The organism is Streptomyces malaysiensis subsp. samsunensis, from assembly GCF_024519315.1.
Lineage (GTDB): Bacteria > Actinomycetota > Actinomycetes > Streptomycetales > Streptomycetaceae > Streptomyces > Streptomyces malaysiensis.
The window spans coordinates 18,097-39,102 of the sequence record NZ_JANIIC010000040.1; the positions used below are offsets into that span (position 1 = coordinate 18,097).

Sequence of the window (21,006 nt, forward strand, 5' to 3'; positions counted from 1 at the left end):
TCACAACAGCGTTTCATCAGGGCCGCAGGATGAGCTTGCCCCGGCTGTGGCCGGCCTCGCTCCGCTCATGGGCCTCGGCGGCGTCGGCGAGCGGGAAGCTCCGCACGATGGGCACCCGCAGCCGGCCCTCCGCGGCGAGCCGGGCGTACCCGGCGATGTCCTCCAGGGGGCGGCCACCGCCGCCTCCGGAGAACGTTATACCGAGATCGGCGGCCGCGGGGTCGGCGATGGTCACGATGCGGTCGGTCGTGCCGCCCCGCAGCTCGATCGAGACCGGCAGGGCGCCCTGACCGGCCGCGTCGTAGACGGCGTCGACACCCTTCGGGGCCACGGCGCGCACCCGGTCGGCCAGGCCCTCGCCGTACGCCACGGGGATCGCGCCGAGCGAGCGCAGATAGTCGTGGTTGGCGGGCGAGGCGGTGCCGATGACGGTGGCTCCCCGGGCCACCGCGAGCTGGACGCCGACCCCGCCGACCGCACCGGCGGCCCCGTGCAGCAGCAGCGTCTCGCCTTCCTTGAGCCCCAGCAGGTCGAGCACGCGCGCCGAGGTCTCGGTGGCCACGGGCAGCGCGGCGGCCGTCTCCCAGTCGAGGTCGGCCGGCTTGGGGACGACATTGGTGGCCAGGGCGTACGAGGCGTAGGCGCCGGTGTCCGTCCAGCCCAGCACCTCATCGCCCACCGACCGATCAGTGACCCCCTCGCCGACCTCGTCGACGATCCCGGCCGCCTCCGAGCCGGGGACGGCGGGGAGCCCGGGGCCCATCTGCGGCATCCAGCCACGGCGGATCTTGTAATCGATGGGGTTCACGGCGGCGGCCACGACCTTCAGCCGCACCTGCCCGGGACCCGGATGCGGCTCCTCCGTCTCCTTCAGCCGCAGCACCTCGGGGCCGCCGTACTCCTCGTAGACGATTGCCTTCATCTCTCTCACTCCCGTCAGCCCTGTTGGGGCACCAGCCCTGTCGAGGGGCCGTTTGTAGCGACAACGCCATCCTCGGCCGGGACATGCCCCGCCCCGGCCGTTCCTTCAGCCGGTTCCACCTGGCCGAAGGAACGGCCGGGCCCGCGAAGGGGCCCCACTACGCTGACGGACATGGACCTCACGGCCGCGGTCGATGTGATCCGGGCGCCCCTGGGCGATATCCTCCCGCGCCTGTCCGCCGCGCTCTTTGACGCGATTCCGCACCGGGCGGTGGCCGAGCTCTCCGGCAACTGCCCGCACTCACCGTTCAAGACCCATGGACACCCCTCCGGTGACCCCGGCGCCACCATCACCACCACCGAGCTGGCCGCGCTCTCCCCGGCGGCGCGCGCCGAGGGGAGCTGGCAGGGCCGGGCCCGGATCGGGGGCGCCGATGTGCCCGTGCTGGCCCTGTACAGCGACGCCACCGCGCGGGGCGCGCTGCTCGTCCTCGTACGGACCGAGGAGGCCCCCGTCCCGGCCGCGGCCCTGGCGACGGCCCGCGTCCTGTGGGACCTGGTGACCGCGCACCGCGACCGGATGGCGACCGAGGCGGTGCCCGGGGTGCTGGCCCAGTCCCGCGCCGCGGCCGCGGCGCGGGCCACGGCCATCGCCGAGCTCGTCGACGCCCACGGAACCGCCCTGTCCGCCCTGCTCGGTGTGTTGCGCCGCCGCGATCTGGACGATCCGACCGCCCGGGCCCGCGCGGTGGACTTCGCCGTCACCGCCCTGGCCGAGCTGCGCGCCCGGACCGACCGCGATCAGGCGCTGGTGGAGGAGCCCGCCGGTGACGCCTTCGCCTGGAGCTGCGCGGCCTGACCGTACGGCTGGACCTGGGCCCGCCCGGTACGGAGGAGGGCGCGGACCGGCCGCTCCCCGCCGATGTGGCCAATACGGCCCGCGCGGTGGTGCGGGCCGTGGTGCACGCCATGCTCGACGAGCAGGGACCGGGCCAGGACGGCGCGCCGCATCCGGTGCGCCGCGTCCACAGGGGGTCACCTCGCGTGGCGAAGCGGCCGCGCTGGCCCACGCGTGGGGGCGACCGGCTCCTGAGCGGCCGGTGACGTGGCGCACGCGCGGGACCGCACCGGCGGACAGCCGAACGCCGGGGGACGTATGGTTGCTGAGGGACGGCGAGCGGAGCGATTCATGACCACACCGCGGGACCTGATGATCGTCACCCTGGACGTGGCGCCCACCCGCCCCCTGGAGCGGGGCGACCTCTCGCTCGCGCTCGCGGGAGCCGAGCTGATCGACCTCCTCGACGCCGAGGCCCTCGGGTTCGAGGACGAGCGGATCGTGCCGCGCCTCTGCCCCCCGACCGGGGACCGTCTGCTGGACGAGGCCGTGTCGTCGCTCGTCCGCCAGCCGCCCTACGAACCGGTCGGCGAGTGGCTGTGGCGCAGGGGCCGCGGGCTGTCCTCGGCCTACCTGGACGCCCTGGAGGCCGCGGGGCAGATCACCCGGCGGCGCCACGGCTGGCTGCCGGTGCGCGCCGGTCAGGCGGTGCCGGTCGACTCACCCGCGCGTCGGCGCGCGACGGACCGCTGGGCCTCGGACGAGCCCGTCCTCGCGTCCCTCGCGGCGGCCATCGGGGTCCGCGAGGAGCCCGCGGGAGACGCCTCGGCGGCGGCCGGCGACGCGGCCGTGACCGTGCTCGCCGCCGTCAACGACGCCGTGATGGAGCTGGAGGCCGAACGGCAGCGGCGGGCCATCGAGGAAGCGGCCTTCGACAACGTCTGGCGCGCCGAATGACCGCGTGACGGTGCGGGCGGCGCCGGGAGGAGCAGAACGCCACCAGGGGTGCCGCACCGCCGTCGATGATCCCGAACTCCGGCCCCGGGAGGGCCGTACGGCCGTATCGTGTCCGGTGATCCACCACGTCCCAGTGGGCACCACCCCCCGAACGGAGACGCACATGGACACGTTAGCCGGAGCGTCCGGTCACAGATCCCACCGCGACGCCGAGCCCGTACCGGCGCCCTTCCCCCAGGCCGTCATCGACGCCTTCCACGCGCGGCCGGAGCTGCCCGCCTTCGAACACCGCTCACGCGTCCTCTCACGTGGCGAGGTGCTGGAGCTCATCGGCCGGTGCGCCGACGGGCTGCGGGCGGCCGGACTCGGCCCGGGGCGGTCGGTCGCGGTGGCCACCGATGTGACACCCGAGGGTTTCGCGGTGCTCATGGCGGCCTACCTGCTGGGCTGCCGGGTGACCGGGCTGCGGCCCGGTATGACCCCGGCCCATCTCGGCTACGTCCTCTCCGACGGAATCGACGTCCTGGTGGCCGACGAGACCGGCGCCACCCCCGAACTGCTGGACGCGGCGCGCGAGGTGACCGTGGTGCGGCTGGGCCCGGACCTCCTGGACGCCCACCCCAAGGCCACGGGGGAGCTGACCGCCCAGGGCCGTCCCGAGGACATCGCCATGGTGACGCTCACCAGCGGCAGCACCGGACAACCCAAGGGCTGTACGCAGACCTACCGTTCGCTCGCCCTCAACTGGGCCTGGCAGCCAGCGCGTTGGACCGAGGGGACCGCACGGCTCGCGGCGCGCTATGAGCGGTATCTGCTCTTCGGCACCCTGACCAGCGCGGTGATCTTCGAGCATCTCGGAGCCTGTCTGATGGGTGGTGGCACCGCCGTCATTCCCGAACCGCCGCTCGCCTTCCCCCAGGTCTTCGAGCGCCACCGGATCACCGCGTGTCTGATGACCGTGCCCCGGCTGCACCATGTGCTGGACGTGCTGCGCACCGACCGCGTGGACACCAGCAGCCTCCGGGCGCTGCTCGTGGCCGGATCCCCGCTCGCCCCGCACCGGCTCGCGGAGGCGGCCCGGCGGCTGGGCCCGGTGGTGCACCAGGGGTACGGGCAGACCGAGACCGGCATGCTCACCCTGCTCACCCCGGACCATATGGCCCAGTGGCCGGACCAGGTGTACGACTCGGTGGGCCGGGCGTGGTCCGGTGTGGAGCTGGACGTCCGCGACCCCGAGGGGCGTTCGGTGCCCGCCGGGACCACCGGCGAGATATGGGTGCGCACCGACTCCGCGATGGCGGGCTACTGGAAGGACGAGGAGCAGACCCGGGAGGTCCTGCGGGCGGGGTGGGTGCGTACCCGCGACGTCGGACACCTGGACGAACACGGTTTTCTGCGGCTCACCGGGCGGGCCCGGGACGTGGTCATCATCAACGCGATCGTGCACTACGCCGGGGCCATCGAACGCGCGCTGGCCGCCCACCCCGATGTCGACCAGGCGTATGTGCTGGGCGCGCCCGACGAGCGCACCGGCGAGGCCGCACACGCCTTCGTCGTCCCGGCCGAGGGTCGTGAACCGGATCTCGACGCCGTACGCGCCCTCGTCGCGGCCGAGTTGGGGGAGGCGAGTGTGCCCGCCACCGTCACCGTGGTGACCGAGGTGCCGGTGGCGCCGAGCGGCAAACCGGACAAGCGGGCGCTGCTGTCGCGGGTCACCGGGCCGCTGGAGACGGCGTGACGGCGTGACGGCGCGGGGTCGCCGGTCCGGCCGGGGGACGCCGGCCCGCGACGAGTCACGGCCGACGGTGGTCTGACACACCAGGACGTCCCGGCACGCCGAGTGCGTGCCGGGACGTCTTCCGTGCGCGGGGCGGTGCTCAGCTCCCGGTCGGCACCGCCGCCGCGGTGCCGCTCGGTTCCCCGGCCGTCCGGGACCTGGCGTCCCTGCGGTCCAGCCAGTTGAGCACCGGGACCGTCATCACGGTGGTCACCAGCGCCACCAGGACCAGCGCCGCGAACAGCTCATCGCCGACGATCCCGGCCGACAGCCCGATGTTGAGAGCGATGAGCTGCATCAGCCCGCGCGCGTTCATCAGTGCGCCGACCCTGACCGCCACCGCACCCGGCTCCCCGCAGAGCTTGGCGGCCGCCCAGCAACCGCCGAACTTGCCGACCGACGCGAGCACGACACAGGCCGCACCGAAGGCCATCACGGCCGGGTCGGCGAACACGTCGAAGCGTGTGTTCAGACCCGAGTACGTGAAGAACATCGGCACGAAGATGACCTGGGTCGCCCCCTGGACGGTCCGCACCACCCGCTCGGACGCCTCGTGGCGCGGCATGGCCAGCCCGACGCAGAACGCCCCGAAGACCGCGTACAGCTGGATGGTGTCGGTGAACCAGGCGCCGCAGAACAGCACCGCGACCGTGAACAGCAGCCGGGTCTCATCGCTCAGCCCCGGCCTGGTCATGATCCACGCCAGCAGACGCCGGCCCACCAGGAACAGGACGGCCACGAACACCAGCGAACCGCCCAGCGCCTTGACGATCGGACCTGTCTTCTCCGAGGCCACGCTCAGCACTCCGGCGAGCATGAGCCAGGCGGCCGCGTCGTCGGTGGCCCCCGAGGCGAGGGACAGCGAGCCGTGCCGGGTCCCGGAGATCCCCTGCTCGGTGATGATGCGCGCCAGCATCGGGAAGGCGGTGATGGCGAGGGCGACCCCGACGAAGGCCGCGGTCACCCAGACCGAGACCCCGTCGACGAAGAGGGGAACGTGGCCGTGGGCGGCGAAGGTCAGCCCCACGCCCAGCAGCAGCGGGACCACCACCCCGGCGGCGGAGACCGTCACCGCGGTTCCGGCCAGCCCCTTGCCGGCGTGGGCCCTGAATTCGTACCCCGCGTGGAACATCAGCGCCACCAGGCCGATCTGCCCGGCCACATAGAGCACCGGTTTGAGCTCCGGTGGGAAGACCGCGTCCGAGGCGCCCGGCGCCACCAGCCCGAAGAGCGACGGGCCGAGCAGCACACCGGCGATCATCTCCCCGACCACCGGCGGCTGGCCGAATCGGCCCGCCATCAGCACCACCAGCCGGCAGGTCAGCAGGATCACCACGGCCGCGATGAAGAAGGCGGGGGCGAGTTCTGTGGGAGTCATCGTCTCACCCTCCTCATCGGCTTACTGCGACGGCGGGTTCGGCTTACGGCGACGGCGGGTTCGGCGAGATCACCGGACGCCGCGGCGAAGTAGTTCCGGCACAGTCCCTGGCGCTGGGCGTCCCACACCATGTAGCCGCCGAGCACCAGCTGGGTGAGGCTGCGCGGGATGGCCGCCCACCGGTCGCCCAGCCGCATCCCGGCGAGCCTCGCCGCCCGCACGGCCGGTCTCCGGCCCGCCGTGGCCGGCCGGTCGGTGTGCGGGATCAGCAGACAGGGGCCGCGGCTGGGCAGCGACCGGGTGTGCTCGGCCGTGGACTCCAGCCGGAAGCGCCGCAGCATCTCCTCGGCCGCGACCCGCATGGTCAGCACTGCGAAACCACGGGCCGGGCAGGGCCGGTTGGCGGTCACCCCGAACGGGATGAAGGCCGAGGGCCGGGTGTCGGCGGACAGCCAGCGGCCGGGGTCGAACCGCTGCGGACCGGTGGCTCCCGATCGCTGATACTCGGGGTAGTTGAACAGCAGGACCGACCCCGTGGGTATCGGAGGTCCGTCGCCCCGGGGGATCTCCCCGGTGGTGATGCGGTGGGCCACGCCGAACAGCGGGAAGTGCTGGAGCGTCTCGTTGATGACATGGTCCAGGTAGTCGGCGTCCTCCTCGCCGGAGAGCAGTCGGTCCTGGACGCTCTGGTGCGTGGCGAGTGCCAGCAGCAGATGGGCCATCGCCTCCGACGTCTGCACCACGGCGGTGTTGAAGAACGTGCCCTGGAGGTAGTACGCCTGCTCCCGCCGGCTGAGCAGCGACGGCAGCGGCACCGGCGGGGGATCGCTCGCCAGCCGTTCGCGCAGATACGCGGTGAGCCGGTTCCGCCGGTCCATATGGCGCAGGCTGGTGCACTTCAGGGCGCTGACCACGTCGTCGGCGTTGCCGACGATCAGGTCCCGGACATGGCGTGGGCACGGTTCGCGGAAGACCACTTCGTAGTAGACCTCGGCCCACACCGGCATCATCAAGTCGCGCAGCCGCACCCGGTGTTCCCGGGTGCCGTATCCGCCGGTGTCCTGGTCGAGTTCATCGAGCACCCGCCGGGTGCAGCGGCCGACCAGTTCGCTCCACCGCTCGCGGGAGAGCCCGGCGAGGATCTGCCGGGTCGTCCTGGCCACCTCGTCGTACCGGGGGCCGGGTTCCAGATGCTCCTGGTGGACCTCGGGGCCGGGGGAGAGCCAGTACCAGAAGAGGTCGGACAGGGCGGCGCCGCGGCTGCGGCCGTTCGCGGCCGGATGCCCGTAGACCCGTTTGAACTCCTCGACGGGCACCTCACGGCCGGGTGCCGGAATCCCCTCCTCGCCGTTGACCCGCGCGAAGAGGCGCACCCGCAGGTCGATCACCAGCCGGGGCAGCCAGTACGGCAGGCTGGCCGTCAGCGCCACGGCCGCCGCACCGGTGGCCGCCCGTCCGAGGCGGCTCATGAGACCACTCCACCGGGCAGGGCGGCGGACGCGTCGGCGGGAGGCCACACCGGGGCGCGCACCAGATCCGGGGTGAGGTCCTGGACACCGGAGGCGCCGCACAGCGCGAGGGCCTGGTCGAGCTCCTCGCGCAGCAGCTCCAGCAGCCGCCGTACGCCCTTCTCGCCGCCCTCGGCCAGGGCCCACATCACCGGCCGGCCGATGCCCACGGCGGACGCGCCGAGCGCCAGCGCCTTGACCACATCGGTGCCCCGCCGCACCCCGCCGTCCAGCACGATCGGGATCCGTCCGGCCACCGCCGCGTGGATCTCGGGGAGGAGCTCGACCGTGGCGGGCACGGTGTCCAGCTGACGGCCCCCGTGGTTGGACAGCAGCAGCCCGTCCACGCCATGGCGCACCGCCAGCCGGGCGTCCTCGGGGTGCAGGGCGCCCTTGAGCAGGATCGGCAGCGAGGTGATCCCGCGCAGCCAGTCGATATGGGTCCAGGAGATCTCCGCCGACATGGCGATCGGCCGTACCCGGCCGCCCTCGCGCGGATCGACCATGTGCTCGCAGCGCAGTCCGTCCGGCAGGTCGAGGAAGCCGTTGCGCACATCGCGCTCGTGCGCGCCGCGCACCGGGGAGTCCACGGTGACCACCAGCGCGGTGCACCCCGCGTCGGTGGCCCGCCGTACCAGGGACCGGGTGAACTCCAGGTCCGGCTGGAGGTAGAGCTGGAACCACAGGGGCGCCGGGTCGCCGCCCTCATCGGCGCCACGGGTGGCCTCCGCGATGGCCTCCACCGCCACTGTGGAGGCCATGCTCACGATCATGATCGCGCCGGCGGCCGTGGCGGCTCGTGCGGTGGCCAACTCCCCTTCCTCGACGAGGAGTTTGTGGAAGGCGGTCGGCGAGAGCAGGATCGGCGTCCGTGCGCGGCTGCCGAGCACGGTGATGTCCAGCGCCCGCTCGGTGTTGCCGCGCAGCACCCTGGGCAGCAGCCGCAGCCGCCGGAACGCCTCTTCATTGGCCCGTACGGTGATCTCGTCCCCGGCGCCACCGGCGATGAAGTCGGCGTGGACGGGGTCGAGTCTCGTCCGGGCGGCGGTTTCGAAGTCCTGGACGGTCATCAGCATGGCGCGGTGTCACCGCCCCGCGCCGGCGGGCTGCGCGTCCAGCTTACGCGCGAAGAACTCGACCAGCGGGGCGTGGTGGACCTTCGGGTGGTTCCACTCGTTCTCCAGGTTCTCGGCCATGTGGTGGGTGCCGAGCAGCTCACCGCCCCGGAAGTGGCGGATCACCGGATGCAGATAGGAGGCGTCGAAGGCTTCCCCGACCGAGTTCTGCGCCGCCCGGCGCACCGTGATGTCGAAGGGGTCGACCTTGTCGTGGTCGGGGCCGTACTCCAGGGTGACGACGAAGTAGTCGGCGCCCGCCGTCAGGGGGGATTCATGGGCGTAGGCGACCGGCACCTCCTCGTGGTAGCGGGCCTGATCGCCGTCTGCCGCGACCAGCAGATCGCCGATCACACCGAACTGCTGCCACAGCGCGGAACTGCGGTTCACCCGCGCCACCACGGCGTCCGCCAGCGCGGCCGGATCGGTGGCCAGCGGCTGCACCGGCCAGGCCCGGTCATGGTGGCGTTCGTCGAGAATGCGGCTCAACGCCCGTACGCCATAGCGGAATCCGTGGATGAAGCCATTGGTGGACTTCTTGAAGTCGCGCTGCTGGGTGAGGGTGCCGGCGAAGTACAGCCCGGGCACATTGACCGACTCGTACGCCGGGGTGAGGGCGGCGAAGCGGTCGTTGATGACCAGCTCGGGGCGGCATTCGGGGTCGAACGGCGAGGCGTCGAAGCGGAAGCCGGTGCACACGATGATCCGGTCGTAGGGGATCTCCTTCACGACCTCGTTGGCCCGGGAGAAGCTGAACCGCACCCGGTACCGGCCGCCGTCGCCCGGCTCCTTCTCGATCGAGAGCACATTGCCGTCGAGTATGGCGTTCTGCGATTTGAGCTGGTAGGTGTCGAGGAAGTTGTTGTTGACGGCACGCAGATGGCCCACATAGTGGCTCTTCCACGCCAGCCGCAGGCCGTGTGGTCCGGCCACATGGATGACGGCGGCCGTCTCGATGAGGTTGTCGGCCGTCTCCAGCGCGGAGTTTCCCTTGCCGAGGATCAGGACACGCTGGTCGGTGAAGTCCTCGGGGTCCACCGAGACATCGGAGTAGTCCTCGGCGGTCTCGATACCGGGCACATCGGGGATATAGGGCCGGCTCACTCCGGTGGCCATCACCAACCGGCGGCCCCGGTGGTCGCCGCCGTGCTGATCGGTGACGGTGAAGCCGTCGTCGTCGCGTCGGATCCGCACCGCCCGGGTGTCAAAGGCGATGTCGAGGTCGAACGCCTCGGCGAAGTCGGCCAGATAACGCACATAGTCGTCGGCGGCCGGGAAGTAGCGCTTGCTGTAACGCGTGAACAGCAGCTCCGGATCGGGGGACAGCAGGGAGTTCCAGTCCATCCGGAGGTTGAACTCGGGGTCGTCGATACCGGTGTGCACCTTGTTGCTGGAGATCAGCTGACGGTGGCGGGGGAACTTTTGGAAGAAGGTGCCCGGTCTGTTTCCGGCTTCCAGGATCCGGTACGTGTGGCCCGCCGTCGCCAGCAGGTGCCCGAGCTGGAGGCCGGCGGGGCCGGCCCCGATGACAAGGTAGTCAAGAGCCTCGGAAGAGTGGAGAGATTGGTTGTGCACAGTGCCTTCCTTTCAAGAGCGCGATGCCGTGGGGAGCGCGATGACAGGGGAAAGCCGTGACAATTTTCCTTTAAGTCTCAACAACCACTCTAATGAGCCGCTGTCACCTTGAGCAACATCGAAAACAGGCCAGTGTGATGGGCCCGGCGTCGGATCAGACGGCCGACCAGCCGTTGTCCACGGGCAGGAGGACGCCGTTGACATTGCTCGCGGCGTCGGAGGCGAGGAAGAGGATGGCGGCGGCCTGCTCCTCGGCCGTGGCGATCCTGCCGACGCTCGAGGTATGGGCTCCGATGACGGCCGGGCCATGTTCTCCCGGCCGGGCGTCGACCCGCATGGCGGTGGCGGTGCCGCCGGGGGCGATCGCGTTGGCCCGGATCCCCTGCTCCCGGTACATCACCGCGAGGGACTTCACCAGGCCCACCACACCGTGCTTGGAGGCGGTGTAGGCGGCGCCGGCCGTACTGCCGCGCAGCGACGCCTCCGAGGCGGTGAAGACGATCGAGCCCCGGCCGGCCGCCAGCATGTGCGGCAGCGCGGCCCGGGTGAGCATGAACGGGGCCGTCAGATTGACCCGCAGCACCCGGTTCCATTCGGTGTCGTCGGTGTCCGCCACCGCCGAGAAGCGGTCCATGATGCCGGCGTTGTTCACCAGGACGTCCACACCGCCGAACGCCTCCACGGCCGTGGCGACGACCTCGTCCACCACCCGCTGGTCGCCGAGGTCGCCGACGGCCGCGCGGGCCACCCCGCCCGCCGCCCCTATCGCCGCGACAACCTGTTCGGCGCCGTCCCGGTCGAGGTCCGCGACCAGCACCTTCGCCCCCTCGGCGGCGAACGTCAGGGCCGCGGCCCGGCCGATCCCCGATCCCGCTCCGGTGACGATGACGGCGCGATCCTGAAGACCGGTGCTGTTCACGGTTGTCTTCCCTTCTCCATGTCGTACGAGATGGACATGTCCGAGATCGATGTGTTCCGCGGACCGTGCGCATCCCACTGTGGTGTGCACGGGGTGGCGGCGGCGCGGGCGGGGAAACGCCCGCGCCGCCGCCCGCTCGCGGCCGTACGGTCCGCGGCCCGGTCCCGGTCCCGGTCCTGGTCCCGGTCCCGGACCCGGCCCTAGTCCCGGACCTCGATGGCCACGGCCGGGCACACCGCCGCGGCGTGCCGGATGTCGTCGGCCTGCTCGGCCGGGGGCTCGGCGTTGAGCAGCACCACGATGCCGTCCTCTTCGCGCTGGTCGAAGACCTCCATCGCGGCGACCACACACTGGCCGGACGCGACGCACTTGTCCTGATCGACGGTCACCTTCATCGGGGTTTCCTCTCTCTTCACCAGGTCACGGGAAGTTCATAGACGCCGTAGACGGATCCGTCGTGTTTGAAGGGGATCCGATCCAGCTCGGCGGCCGACCGCAGGGTGGGGATGCGGCGGTACAGGGTGCTGTAGACGACCTGGAGCTCCATCCGGGCCAGCGGCTGGCCCAGGCACTGGTGCACCCCGAAGCCGAAGGCCACATGGCGGCGGGCGTCGCGCCGGAGGTCCAGCCGGTCGGGCTCGGCGAACACGTCCGGATCCCGGTTGGCGATGTCATTGGCCAGGATCAGCCCCTCGCCCGCGCGGATGACCTCCCCGCCGATCTCGATGTCCGCCGTCGCCACCCGGCGCCGCCCGCTGTGGGTGATGTGCAGATAGCGCAGCAGCTCCTCCACGGCCGAGGCGATCAGCCGGGGATCGTCGGTGTCGCGCAGCAGGGCGAGCTGATCGGGGTGCTCGAACAGGGCGAGGGTGCCGAGCGCGATCATGTTCGCGGTGGTCTCATGTCCCGCGATCAGCAGCAGCACACCCATCTGTGCCGCCTCGTCGCGGGCGAGTTCGCCCGCCGTGATTCGCCCGGCCAGCCCGGAGAGCAGATCGTCGACGGGGCGGGCGATCTTCTCGCCCATCAGATCGTCCAGATAAGCGAGCAGATTCCCATGGGCGACCGACCGCTGCTCGGGAGTGACGTTCCGATTGATGATGACCTTGCTGTTGTCCTGGAAGAAGTCGTGGTCGCTGTAGGGCACTCCGAGCAGCTGACAGATCACCAGCGAGGGCACCGGCAGGGCGAACGCCTCCACCAGGTCCACCGGGTTCGGACCGGCCAGCAGCTCGTCGATCAGATCGTCCACGATCTTCTGCACACCGGGCCGCATCGCCTCCACCCGCTTGATGGCGAACGGCGCCGTCACCATCCGCCGCAGCCGGGCGTGCTCGGGGTCGTCCTTGAGGATGAAGCTGACCCCCGTGCCTCCCGGGGGCATCGGGGCCTGCCGGGGATAGCCGGGCCGGTTGATGTCGGCGCTGACCCTGGGGTCGGCCAGCAGCGCCCGTTGATCGGCGTACCGGGTCGCAAGCCACGGGGTGCTGCCGTCCCAGAGGCGGACCCTCGCCAGCGGCCCCTCCTGCTGTTTGTCCCGCAGGGCGGGGGGCGGGTCGAACGGGCACCCCGCCGCCCTGGCCATCGGATACTCCGGGGCCTTCGCATCGCGCTCGTCCAGCGGGTTGACTGTGCTGGTCATCGCTCCCTCAATTCGTACGAGGTGTGTGGTGGAACCCCCGTTGTCGATCGGCGGCCCGCACGGGCCGCTGGTGTGTGGCCCCGCGATCAGCGGGTGACGGGTGCCAGCCACAGTCCGACGATTCCGTCGATCAGGCCGGTGGCGGCGTCGTGCCAGCTGGACCGGGGTGTGGCGGTGTGCTCGGCGAGTGCGCGCTCCCGCTCGGCGCACATGTGCAGGATCAGATTGCGCGCCATGGCGCCGCGCTCGATATGCACCTCGAGCGGCAGCTCGGGAAGGCACCGGTTGAATCCTTCGACGGTACGCCGCAGCGCCGGAGAGGCCAGGGACTCCTCGGCCATCATCTCCTGGAGCGCGGGGTCGGTCATCGCCTGGGCACAGAACCTGGCGTACCAGGTCGGGCTGGGCAGCTCCGCCAGATGCTCGACGGCCGGGCGCACCAGGCAGGCCACCCAGTCCCGTACGTCGGTGGAGTCGCCGATCTCGTCCAGCAGCCGTATGCGCATCCTCTCGATGCGCTCGGCGTGCTGCCGGGCGATTGCCCGCACCAGGTCGGCCTTGGTGCCGAAGTGGTAACCGACGGCCGCGTTGTTGCCCTGTCCCGCGGCCTCGCTGACCTGGCGGTTGGAGACCGCGTACACCCCGCGCTCGGCGAACAGCCGCTCCGCGGCGGCGAGGATCGCCTCGCGCGTGGCGTCGGCCCGCTCATACCGTACGGCCCTGCCCGCCATGGTCACCACCTCCCCGGAAGCTCGCGCGGCCCGCCTGTGGCCACGCCCGCCAACTGCCGCAACTGCCCTACGGTGAGCGCGGGTTCGTGGGACGGTCCACGGTCGGCGACGGCCATGCCGCACACCACGGCGGTGCCGCGCGGCAGTACGGTGCCGGCCACCTCGCCGTCTCCCTGATCCACGACGCTCTCCCTCGGCCCGAGGCGGTCATCGACAAGATCAGGCAATCGCATGGGCCACCTTAAGTCAAGCGATTGATTTAAGACTTTCGGCCGCCGTCGCCCGGTGCGTTGGCGACCGTCAGAGGGAATGACCGCAGTGCCTCATCCCCTGTCGGGATCATTCGATGGGGCTTTGTGTTCGGGAGCCATCGTCAGGCTGACGACGCCCCCCAAGTCCAGGCTCGGAGTAGCTTGGTTGTATGGCAACGGAGTACCTGGGGGACCGTGTGAGGCGTCTCCGCCGTCAGGCGACGCTGACACAAGAGGGCTTGGCAGAGCAGGCTGGTGTGTCTGTCGACACCATTCGTCGGCTGGAACAGAAGCCGCACAGTTCCGTGCGGCTGCCCACGCTGCACGCTCTTGCATCAGGGCTTGGCGTAGAGCTGACGAGCCTGGTGGGCGACCCTCCAGGCGCTCCGTCGACGGGAGAATCCGATTCCCCGCAACTCGTCGCCGTCCGTCGCGCCATCATGCCGCCGTTGTTCGCCCCACCTGCCCCGCCCGGCGACCTGGAGACCCTGACCCTGGAGCGGGTCCGGCGTGATATCGCGGGCGGGTGGACGCTCTACCACGCGGCAGCGTTCGAAGAGCTGCTCAGCGCACTGCCGGGCCTGATCACCGACGCCCGGTTCGCTGCCACTGTCGGCGACGCCGACCAGCGCGCGGCAGGGCAGGCAGCGCTGAGCAAGGCACTTCAGCTGGGCGGACACCTCGCCATCCGGATGGGGAAGACGGATCTCGCCCTGTCGTCCCTGGAACGGGCCATAGCCGCCGCTGACGCCTCGTCGGACCCGCTCCTGGCCCCCATGATCTCCAATTCCGTCGCGTGGGCGTACCAGCGTCAGGCGAGGCTGGACGACGCACGTGGGCTGGCTGTCCACGCCGCTGATCGGGTCGAACGCGATCACAGCGGTACTCCGGAGGGGATGCGAGTCTGGGGCGGGCTCCTCATGTCGGCCGCGACGAGCCACGCTCGGAGCGGCGACTATGAGCGTGCCAGCGACATGATGGTGACCGCGGAGAAGGCCGCTGAGCGATTGGCGAGGATGCCGAAGCCACAGGACGGCAAGCTGCTGAGTGTCTTCAGCAAGTCCTCCGTGCGCATTGAGCGGGTCCGCCTGGCCGTCCAGCACGAGCGGCCGAGCGAGGCTCTGACCCTCGCCCGTGGGATGCGACTGTCCAAGGACACCCCGCCGTCGTGGCGGACATGGCTGCTGCTCGACGTCGCACGCGCCCACGCCGACCTGGGCAACGGAGTAGGTGCCGTGAAGGCGCTGGAGTCCCTGAAGCGCAACGCCCCAGCGTGGATGCGGCATCACACACTCGCCGTCGCTGTCGTGCGGGACCTGTGGAACTGGTCGTCACGGCCGACCGGGCTCAAGCCGATCGCCGAGTTCCTGGGTGTCGCCGATTAACGTCGCCGGACTGCGTAACGCATTCCCTGTCGCTTCATCGCGGCGCCCGTCAGGCTCAGGCTGTTAAGGACCCCCGCACCGGGGCGAACCGGCCGGGGGCATGGCCACGCTTCGAAGGAGCGCGACGCATGAAGGCTACCCGCCTACGTTTACTGCCATGGCCGGGTCAAAACGGCCAGCGCACGTACACACCTGATGACTCACCCGACGGCCATGTCGCACGCCTGGCTGACCGGATCGAAGCAGAGCAGATCGTTACGGCACAGGCCGTCATGTCGCTCAGCCGGGGCATCCTGGACGCTGGTCTCCTTGTCGCACCGACCGAGTGCGCCCATCTGCTGAAGCGACTCACGGAGTGCCTCGGGGACGTGCTGCTCGTGGCGGAGTCCCGGGGCGGCCGTCTCCCCGCGCCGAACCCGCTGGAGCCGGAGGCGGAGGGTGTTCCGGAGGCCAAGTCATGAGCCGACACGTCGAGCCAACACCGATGACCGCGCCCCTGCCTGAGGGCTGGACGTACTTCCGGTCCTATGTGAAGGCCACGCTGCACGGACCGCCGCCTCAGTGGTACGCAACGGCGCCATACCACACCGCCGACCGCCTCCAGCTACAGACACCCACGGCCACCCGGCGGGAGCGGGCGACGGGGCGTCAATGGTCCGTGCGCGGGGGTCGGTCCGCCGGTCGCGGTGGCGCCGTCGTGCCGCGCACTTCGAGGGACGGGGTGGTGAGGGCGACCTCGCCGGGGCGGCCGGGGTCGGCGATCCGGTCCAGCAGGCGGCGTGCGGCGCGGCGGCCGATGTCGTGGCCGGAGTTGTCCACGGTGGTGAGCCACAGATGGCGCAGCCGCGCGAGGTAGGTGTTGTCGTAGCCGACGAGGGAGAGGTCGCCCGGCACCCGCAGGCCGAGCTCCTCGGCGGCCGACAGGGCGCCGACTCCGGCCATGTCGTTGAACGCGAAGACGGCGGTGGGCCGTTGTGGCGCGCTCAGCAGCCGGACCGTGGCCCGGTAGCCGCCCTCCTCGGTCAGATCGCCCTGTTCCACGGTGGCCGACCCGGCAAGGCCGTGCTCGCGCGTCACCGCCTCGAAGCCGCGGCGGCGCAGCTCGCCCACCACGCCCTGCCCGGCGATATGGGCGATGCGCCGGTGGCCCAGGCCGATGAGGTGCTCGGTGGCGAGGCGGGCGCCCCGCTCGTCGTCGCCCGCCACGATGTCCACGTCGGGCAGCACGGGCTCGCGGGTGCCCGCGACCACCGTGGGCACCCGCGCGGCCGCCGTGCGCACCGCCGCCGGATCGGGAAGTGTGCCCACGGCGATCAGGCCGTCGACCCGCAGCTCGGTGAAGGTGTGGGTGAGGTCCTCGCCGAGCCGCCGGTTGAGCCGGCCGTCGGCCAGCAGGGTCCGCAGACCGCTCGCGTACAGCTCGGAGTTGAGGCCGTCGAGCAGCTCCACGAACCAGGGGTTGCGCAGATCGTTGAGGAGCACCCCGACGGTCCGGGTGCGCCGCTCGCTGAGGCTGCGCGCGGCGGCGTTGGGCCGGTAGCCGAGCTCCTCGACGGCGGTCAGGACGGCCTGCCGCTTCTCGGGGCGCACCTGCTCGGAGCCGCGCAGCACGAGGGAGACCAGCGACTTCGACACTCCGGCCCGTTCGGCGACGTCGCGGATCGTCGGTGGTCTCATGGTGTGGACCGTTCCATAAGGCGGACGCGGTTGTCAAAGGGGTTGACACCTGCGGATAGGGCTTCCAGTGTGGGTCGGGAGAAGTATGGAACGGTCCAAAGACGGTTTCGAAGAAGGTTCCGAAGAAGCTCCAAAGAAGGGCAGCCATGGTGAGTACGTTCGGGGTCGCCGTCGTGGGATTCGGCTGGATGGGACGGGTGCACACCCAGGCGTACATCCGGCTGCCGCACCACTTCCCGCGGCTGTCCGTACGGCCCGAACTGGTCGCCGTCGCCGACGAGGTGCCCGGACGGGCCGAGGAGGCCGCCGAGTGGTACGGCTTCGCCACCGCCGTCCGGGACTGGCGCGAGGTCGCCGCCGACCCCCGGGTCCAGGCCGTGAGCATCGCCGCGCCGAACTTTCTGCACCGCGAGATCGGCGTCGCCATGGCCCGGGCGGGCAAGCACATCTGGATCGAGAAGCCGGTCGGGCTCACCGCCGACGACGCCCGCGCGGTCGCCGGCGCCGTGGCCGAGGCCGGTGTCCAGGGCGCGGTCGGCTTCAACTACCGCAACGCACCCGCCGTCCAGACGGCGCGCGCCATGATCGCCGCCGGGGAGATCGGCACCGTCACCCACGCCCGTATCCGCCTCTTCAGCGATTACGCCGCCCACCCCGAGTCCGCTCTGACCTGGCGGTACGAACGTGCGCGTGGCGGCAGCGGCGTGCTCGGCGACCTCGCCTCGCACGGGGTGGACCTGGCTCGTTTCCTGCTCGGTGAGATCGACACCCTGACCGCCGACACCGCCGTGTTCGTGCCCGAGCGGGCCCGTCCCACCGGCGCCACCGCGGGCCACACCCGGGCCACCGGCGGTGAGCTGGGCCCGGTGGAGAACGAGGACTACGTCTCGTGTCTGCTGCGCTTCGCCTCCGGCGCCCGCGGGGTGCTGGAGGCGTGCCGGGTCTCGGTCGGCGAGCAGAACACCTACGGCTTCGAGATCCACGGCACCAAGGGCGCCGTCTTCTGGGACTTCCGGCGCATGGGCGAACTCGGCGTCAGCCGTGGCAGCGCCTACCAGGACCAGCCCGTCTCCACCGTGTACATCGGCCCCGGCCACGGCGAGTACGCCGCCTTCCAGCCCGGCTCGGCCAACAGCATGGGCTATGACGATCTGAAGGTGATCGAGGCGTACCACTTCATGCGCTCCATCGCCGAGGGCACCGCCCACGGCGCCACCCTGGACGACGCCGTGCACAGCGCCACCGTGCTGGACGCCATGACCCGCTCCGCCGATCTGGGCACCTGGGTGAGCCCCGGCTGAGCGAAGTGGCGGACGACAGGGTGACTTCCAGCTCATGGTGGACGCGGTGAGCACTCGGGGCCGTACCGGCGTACTGGAGGGGGCGTGGAACACCGCCACGCACCCTCGACGCCGGAGGTGCCTCACCCGTGACCACCACGACCAAAGCCGCCCCGACCGGGGCCGGCCGCCGCGCCGCGGGCGATCCGCGGGGCGGGAGGTTCGACTCCGCCCTCGGCCTGATCATGCTGCTGCTCCTGGTGGTGGTCGCTCAGGGGCCGATCCGCCGTGCGCTGTCGGCCCCGGTGGCGCAGAGCTGGATGACCGTCTTCGTCGCGGTGGTCCTCCAGGCCTTGCCGTTCCTCGTGCTCGGAGTGCTGCTGTCGGCGCTCATCGCGGTGTTCGTCCCGCCGTCGTTCTTCGCCCGCGCGCTGCCGCGCCGGCCCGCGCTCGCGGTGCCGGTGGCGGGGGTGGCCGGGGCGGTGCTGCCCGGCTGCGAATGCGCCTCCGTGCCGGTGGCCGGGGCGCTGGTGCGCCGGGGCGTCACCCCCGCGGCGGCGCTGGCGTTTCTGCTGTCCGCCCCGGCGATCAACCCGATCGTGCTGACCGCCACCGCCGTGGCGTTCCCCCGCCAACCGGAGATGGTGCTGGCCCGGTTCGTGGCGAGTCTGCTCGTGGCGTGTGCGATGGGCTGGCTGTGGCAGCGGCTGGGGCGGGCCGACTGGCTGCGCCCCCCGGCCCGCCCCTCCTTCCACGGCCACGGCAGGGGCGCAGCGTTCTGGGCGTCCGTACGCCACGATGTGATGCACGCCGGTGGGTTCCTCGTCGTCGGCGCGATGGCCGCGGCCACCCTCAAGGCCGTGGTGCCGGCGAGCTGGCTGCGTGGCGCCGCGGATGACCCGGTCGTATCGGTCCTCGCGCTGGCGGTCCTCGCGGTGCTGCTGTCGATCTGCTCCGAGGCCGACGCCTTCGTGGCCGCGTCCCTGTCGCAGTTCCCGCTCACCGCCCGGCTGGCGTTCCTGGTCGTCGGGCCGATGATCGACCTGAAGCTGTTCGCCATGCAGACCGGCACGTTCGGCCGCGGGTTCGCGCTGCGGTTCGCCCCCGCCACCTTCGTCCTCGCCGTTCTGGTGTCGGCCCTGGTCGGGGCGGTGCTGCTGTGAACCGCAAGGCTCAGGCGATCGTGCTGTTCCTGGTCGGCGTGGCGGTGCTGCGGGCCGGATTCACCGACCTCTATCTGCGCTATGTGAAGGCGGGGCTGCGCCCGTTGCTCCTCGCGGCCGGCGTCGTCCTGATCGCGGCCGCCGTCGCCACCGTCTGGTACGAGCGGCGACCGCGGGACGCGGGGGACGCAGACGGAGGCCATGCCCACCGGGAGCCACGTGTCTCCTGGCTGCTCGTGCTCCCGCTGTTCGCCCTCATCCTGGTGGCGCCGCCCGCGCTGGGCTCGTACACCGCCATGCACACCGGTACGGCGCTGCAACGCCCTTGGGGCTTCCCCGACCTCCCCGCAGGTGACCCGCTGCCGCTCAACGTGGCCGATTACGCCGGGCGCGCGGTGTACGACCACGGGCGCTCCCTGGAGCACCGCAGGGTCGAGATCACCGGCTTCGTCGCCCTCGACGGCCACGGCGCCCCCTACCTCGTCCGCATGGCCCTCAACTGCTGCGCCGCCGACGCCCAGCCCGTCAAGATCGGCCTGACCGGGCGGATCCCACCGGTGCTGCAACCCGACACCTGGCTCCAGGTCATCGGCACCTACACCAGCGAACGGACCAAGGACCCGGTGGGCGGTGGCGCCATCCCGTACCTCGAGGTCAGCCGGTCCAGGCCGGTCCCGGCCCCGCGCGATCCGTACGACGAGAGCTGGAACGGCTGATGGCCGACCACGCGTCAAACCGGTCCACATCCCGCCCGCCACCCGGCCGGTAGAATCCCGCCGCGCGGCTGCTGATCTTGGGGCAGTGGGCGCCCGACCATAGGAGATTCCTCCTGCCACGACCCTGGGAGCCGACCATGGAGCACACCTCCCCCGACCGTGCGGCCACGGCACCGCTCGGCCCGCCGCCGCCGTTCGACCCGGAACTCGCCACCGCGCTCGCGGCCATCCATGAGCTCATGCCGCCCGGCGGGTCCGGGGCCGACCCGGGTGCGACACCTCCTGAGGACGTGCCCGGGATGCGGCCGGTGACGAACGAGACCCTGGAGCGCGACGGGGCCTTCCGGGTCGAGGAGCGGTCCGTCCCCGGCCCGGCGGGCGCGCCGGACGTCTCACTGCTGATCTGCCGCCTGGCGGACGCGGCCACCCCGGTGCCCGCGCTCTACCACATCCACGGCGGCGGTATGACGGTCGGGGACAACCGCACGGGCGTACCGGAGATGCTCGACCTCGCCCAGGAACTGCGGCTCTCCGTGGTCTCCGTCGAGTACCGCCTGGCACCCGGGACCCGGCACCCCGGGCCGGTCGAGGACTGCTACGCCGGTCTGGTCTGGACGGCCGAACACGCCGCGGAGCTGGGCATCGACCCGGAGCGCGTCATCGTCGTCGGGGGCAGCGCGGGTGGTGGCCTCGCCGCGGCCGTCGCCCTGCTGGCCCGTGACCGCGGCGGCCCCGCCCTGCTCGGGCAGGTGCTGATGTGCCCCATGATCGACGACCGCAACGACACGCCCTCCGCCCGCCAGATGACCGGCGTCGGGGTGTGGGACAGGGCCGCCAACGAGGCCGGGTGGACGGCGCTGCTCGGTGCCGCGCGCGGCACCGACGACGTCTCGCCCTACGCCGCACCGGCCCGTGCGGCGGATCTGTCCGGCCTGCCGCCCGCGTTCGTCGACGTGGCGTCCGCCGAGACCTTCCGCGACGAGGACGTCGACTACGCCCGCCGCATCTGGGAGGCCGGGGGAGAGGCCGAACTGCACGTCTGGACGGGCGGTTTCCACGGATTCGACAGCATGGCACCGCAGGCGGCCATCTCGCGGGACGCGTGGCAGGCGCGGCTGCGGTGGCTGCGCAGGCTGCTGGCCCACTGACCGGCACGCCCGCCAGAGGCGCCCC

Annotated in this window: 21 protein-coding genes; 9 read left to right on the plus strand and 12 right to left on the minus strand. The window is 71.7% G+C overall.

Going from position 1 to position 21,006, the window contains the following annotated elements; genetic code table 11:
* Positions 1-16: 16 nt before the first annotated feature.
* The gene (locus NQU54_RS29795) at positions 17-922 is read right to left on the minus strand and encodes an NADP-dependent oxidoreductase (RefSeq protein ID WP_257633746.1); all 906 of its coding nucleotides are present in this window, start codon (positions 920-922) and stop codon (positions 17-19) included.
* A gap of 171 nt (positions 923-1,093) precedes the next feature.
* On the opposite strand from NQU54_RS29795, the gene NQU54_RS29800 reads away from it, so the two are divergent.
* Positions 1,094-1,780 (plus strand): hypothetical protein, encoded by a 687-nt coding sequence (locus NQU54_RS29800; protein WP_257633747.1) that lies wholly within the window; start codon positions 1,094-1,096, stop codon positions 1,778-1,780.
* Here NQU54_RS29800 and NQU54_RS29805 read toward each other — a convergent pair.
* The gene (locus tag NQU54_RS29805; protein WP_257633748.1) at positions 1,723-1,950 is read right to left on the minus strand and encodes a hypothetical protein; all 228 of its coding nucleotides are present in this window, start codon (positions 1,948-1,950) and stop codon (positions 1,723-1,725) included. The genes NQU54_RS29800 and NQU54_RS29805 overlap by 58 nt on opposite strands.
* Positions 1,951-2,110: 160 nt before the next feature.
* On the opposite strand from NQU54_RS29805, the gene NQU54_RS29810 reads away from it, so the two are divergent.
* Positions 2,111-2,716, plus strand: coding sequence for a GOLPH3/VPS74 family protein (locus NQU54_RS29810; RefSeq protein WP_257633749.1), 606 nt, complete (start codon positions 2,111-2,113; stop codon positions 2,714-2,716).
* 163 nt (positions 2,717-2,879) lie between these two features.
* Entirely contained in the window at positions 2,880-4,454 is a 1,575-nt protein-coding gene (locus NQU54_RS29815) for a class I adenylate-forming enzyme family protein (protein ID WP_257633750.1), read from the plus strand.
* A 139-nt stretch (positions 4,455-4,593) separates the two neighbouring features.
* Here the strand turns inward: NQU54_RS29815 and NQU54_RS29820 are convergent, their stop codons facing one another.
* The 9 genes from NQU54_RS29820 to NQU54_RS29860 all read right to left on the minus strand — a co-directional run bounded on the left by NQU54_RS29820 (position 4,594) and on the right by NQU54_RS29860 (position 13,543).
* Positions 4,594-5,871, minus strand: coding sequence for a cation:proton antiporter (locus NQU54_RS29820; protein WP_257633751.1), 1,278 nt, complete (start codon positions 5,869-5,871; stop codon positions 4,594-4,596).
* Positions 5,868-7,340 (minus strand): cytochrome P450, encoded by a 1,473-nt coding sequence (locus NQU54_RS29825; RefSeq protein WP_257633752.1) that lies wholly within the window; start codon positions 7,338-7,340, stop codon positions 5,868-5,870. Before NQU54_RS29825 ends, NQU54_RS29820 begins: the two co-directional genes overlap by 4 nt.
* Positions 7,337-8,455, minus strand: a complete 1,119-nt coding sequence (locus tag NQU54_RS29830; RefSeq protein WP_257633753.1) for an alpha-hydroxy acid oxidase — start codon at positions 8,453-8,455, stop codon at positions 7,337-7,339. Before NQU54_RS29830 ends, NQU54_RS29825 begins: the two co-directional genes overlap by 4 nt.
* A gap of 9 nt (positions 8,456-8,464) precedes the next feature.
* Positions 8,465-10,069, minus strand: coding sequence for an NAD(P)-binding domain-containing protein (locus NQU54_RS29835; RefSeq protein ID WP_257633754.1), 1,605 nt, complete (start codon positions 10,067-10,069; stop codon positions 8,465-8,467).
* A gap of 154 nt (positions 10,070-10,223) precedes the next feature.
* Complete coding sequence (locus NQU54_RS29840; protein ID WP_257633755.1) at positions 10,224-10,988, minus strand: SDR family NAD(P)-dependent oxidoreductase; 765 nt, start codon at positions 10,986-10,988, stop codon at positions 10,224-10,226.
* A gap of 200 nt (positions 10,989-11,188) precedes the next feature.
* On the minus strand, positions 11,189-11,383 hold the full coding sequence (locus NQU54_RS29845; RefSeq protein ID WP_069867705.1) for a ferredoxin: 195 nt from the start codon (positions 11,381-11,383) through the stop codon (positions 11,189-11,191).
* Between the two features lie 17 nt (positions 11,384-11,400).
* Positions 11,401-12,630 (minus strand): cytochrome P450, encoded by a 1,230-nt coding sequence (locus NQU54_RS29850; RefSeq protein ID WP_257633756.1) that lies wholly within the window; start codon positions 12,628-12,630, stop codon positions 11,401-11,403.
* An 86-nt stretch (positions 12,631-12,716) separates the two neighbouring features.
* Positions 12,717-13,361 carry a TetR/AcrR family transcriptional regulator gene (locus NQU54_RS29855; RefSeq protein WP_257633757.1) on the minus strand — a complete coding sequence of 215 codons (645 nt, stop codon included), beginning with the start codon at positions 13,359-13,361 and terminating at the stop codon, positions 12,717-12,719.
* Positions 13,362-13,363: 2 nt separating this feature from the next.
* Positions 13,364-13,543: a hypothetical protein gene (locus tag NQU54_RS29860; protein WP_257633758.1), complete on the minus strand. Its 180-nt coding sequence runs from the start codon at positions 13,541-13,543 to the stop codon at positions 13,364-13,366.
* A gap of 239 nt (positions 13,544-13,782) precedes the next feature.
* Between NQU54_RS29860 and NQU54_RS29865 the strand changes: the two genes are divergently transcribed.
* Both NQU54_RS29865 and NQU54_RS29870 read left to right on the plus strand, forming a co-directional pair.
* Positions 13,783-14,997 (plus strand): helix-turn-helix domain-containing protein, encoded by a 1,215-nt coding sequence (locus NQU54_RS29865; RefSeq protein ID WP_257633759.1) that lies wholly within the window; start codon positions 13,783-13,785, stop codon positions 14,995-14,997.
* A 128-nt stretch (positions 14,998-15,125) separates the two neighbouring features.
* A complete protein-coding gene (locus NQU54_RS29870; protein ID WP_257633760.1) occupies positions 15,126-15,458 on the plus strand; it encodes a hypothetical protein in 333 nt (110 codons plus the stop codon).
* A 187-nt stretch (positions 15,459-15,645) separates the two neighbouring features.
* Here NQU54_RS29870 and NQU54_RS29875 read toward each other — a convergent pair whose 3' ends face one another.
* Positions 15,646-16,674, minus strand: a complete 1,029-nt coding sequence (locus NQU54_RS29875) for a LacI family DNA-binding transcriptional regulator (RefSeq protein WP_257633761.1) — start codon at positions 16,672-16,674, stop codon at positions 15,646-15,648.
* 146 nt (positions 16,675-16,820) lie between these two features.
* On the opposite strand from NQU54_RS29875, the gene NQU54_RS29880 reads away from it, so the two are divergent.
* From NQU54_RS29880 to NQU54_RS29895, 4 genes are all read left to right on the plus strand, one after another.
* On the plus strand, positions 16,821-17,975 hold the full coding sequence (locus tag NQU54_RS29880) for a Gfo/Idh/MocA family protein (RefSeq protein ID WP_257633762.1): 1,155 nt from the start codon (positions 16,821-16,823) through the stop codon (positions 17,973-17,975).
* Between the two features lie 128 nt (positions 17,976-18,103).
* Positions 18,104-19,117, plus strand: coding sequence for a permease (locus tag NQU54_RS29885; RefSeq protein WP_257633763.1), 1,014 nt, complete (start codon positions 18,104-18,106; stop codon positions 19,115-19,117).
* Positions 19,114-19,833: a TIGR03943 family putative permease subunit gene (locus tag NQU54_RS29890; RefSeq protein ID WP_257633764.1), complete on the plus strand. Its 720-nt coding sequence runs from the start codon at positions 19,114-19,116 to the stop codon at positions 19,831-19,833. The genes NQU54_RS29885 and NQU54_RS29890 overlap by 4 nt, the downstream gene beginning before the upstream one ends.
* A gap of 137 nt (positions 19,834-19,970) precedes the next feature.
* Positions 19,971-20,981: an alpha/beta hydrolase fold domain-containing protein gene (locus NQU54_RS29895; RefSeq protein WP_257633765.1), complete on the plus strand. Its 1,011-nt coding sequence runs from the start codon at positions 19,971-19,973 to the stop codon at positions 20,979-20,981.
* The last annotated feature ends 25 nt before the right edge of the window (positions 20,982-21,006 follow it).

Coding starts and splice junctions, on each gene's coding strand:
- NQU54_RS29830 (WP_257633753.1), bottom strand. CDS start 8,455: ATGCTGATGACCGTCCAGGACTTCGAAACCGCCGCCCGGACGAGACTC.
- NQU54_RS29870 (WP_257633760.1), top strand. CDS start 15,126: ATGAAGGCTACCCGCCTACGTTTACTGCCATGGCCGGGTCAAAACGGC.
- NQU54_RS29825 (WP_257633752.1), bottom strand. CDS start 7,340: ATGAGCCGCCTCGGACGGGCGGCCACCGGTGCGGCGGCCGTGGCGCTG.
- NQU54_RS29895 (WP_257633765.1), top strand. CDS start 19,971: ATGGAGCACACCTCCCCCGACCGTGCGGCCACGGCACCGCTCGGCCCG.
- NQU54_RS29810 (WP_257633749.1), top strand. CDS start 2,111: ATGACCACACCGCGGGACCTGATGATCGTCACCCTGGACGTGGCGCCC.
- NQU54_RS29875 (WP_257633761.1), bottom strand. CDS start 16,674: ATGAGACCACCGACGATCCGCGACGTCGCCGAACGGGCCGGAGTGTCG.
- NQU54_RS29865 (WP_257633759.1), top strand. CDS start 13,783: ATGGCAACGGAGTACCTGGGGGACCGTGTGAGGCGTCTCCGCCGTCAG.
- NQU54_RS29855 (WP_257633757.1), bottom strand. CDS start 13,361: ATGGCGGGCAGGGCCGTACGGTATGAGCGGGCCGACGCCACGCGCGAG.
- NQU54_RS29850 (WP_257633756.1), bottom strand. CDS start 12,630: ATGACCAGCACAGTCAACCCGCTGGACGAGCGCGATGCGAAGGCCCCG.
- NQU54_RS29880 (WP_257633762.1), top strand. CDS start 16,821: ATGGTGAGTACGTTCGGGGTCGCCGTCGTGGGATTCGGCTGGATGGGA.
- NQU54_RS29815 (WP_257633750.1), top strand. CDS start 2,880: ATGGACACGTTAGCCGGAGCGTCCGGTCACAGATCCCACCGCGACGCC.
- NQU54_RS29845 (WP_069867705.1), bottom strand. CDS start 11,383: ATGAAGGTGACCGTCGATCAGGACAAGTGCGTCGCGTCCGGCCAGTGT.
- NQU54_RS29820 (WP_257633751.1), bottom strand. CDS start 5,871: ATGACTCCCACAGAACTCGCCCCCGCCTTCTTCATCGCGGCCGTGGTG.
- NQU54_RS29800 (WP_257633747.1), top strand. CDS start 1,094: ATGGACCTCACGGCCGCGGTCGATGTGATCCGGGCGCCCCTGGGCGAT.
- NQU54_RS29795 (WP_257633746.1), bottom strand. CDS start 922: ATGAAGGCAATCGTCTACGAGGAGTACGGCGGCCCCGAGGTGCTGCGG.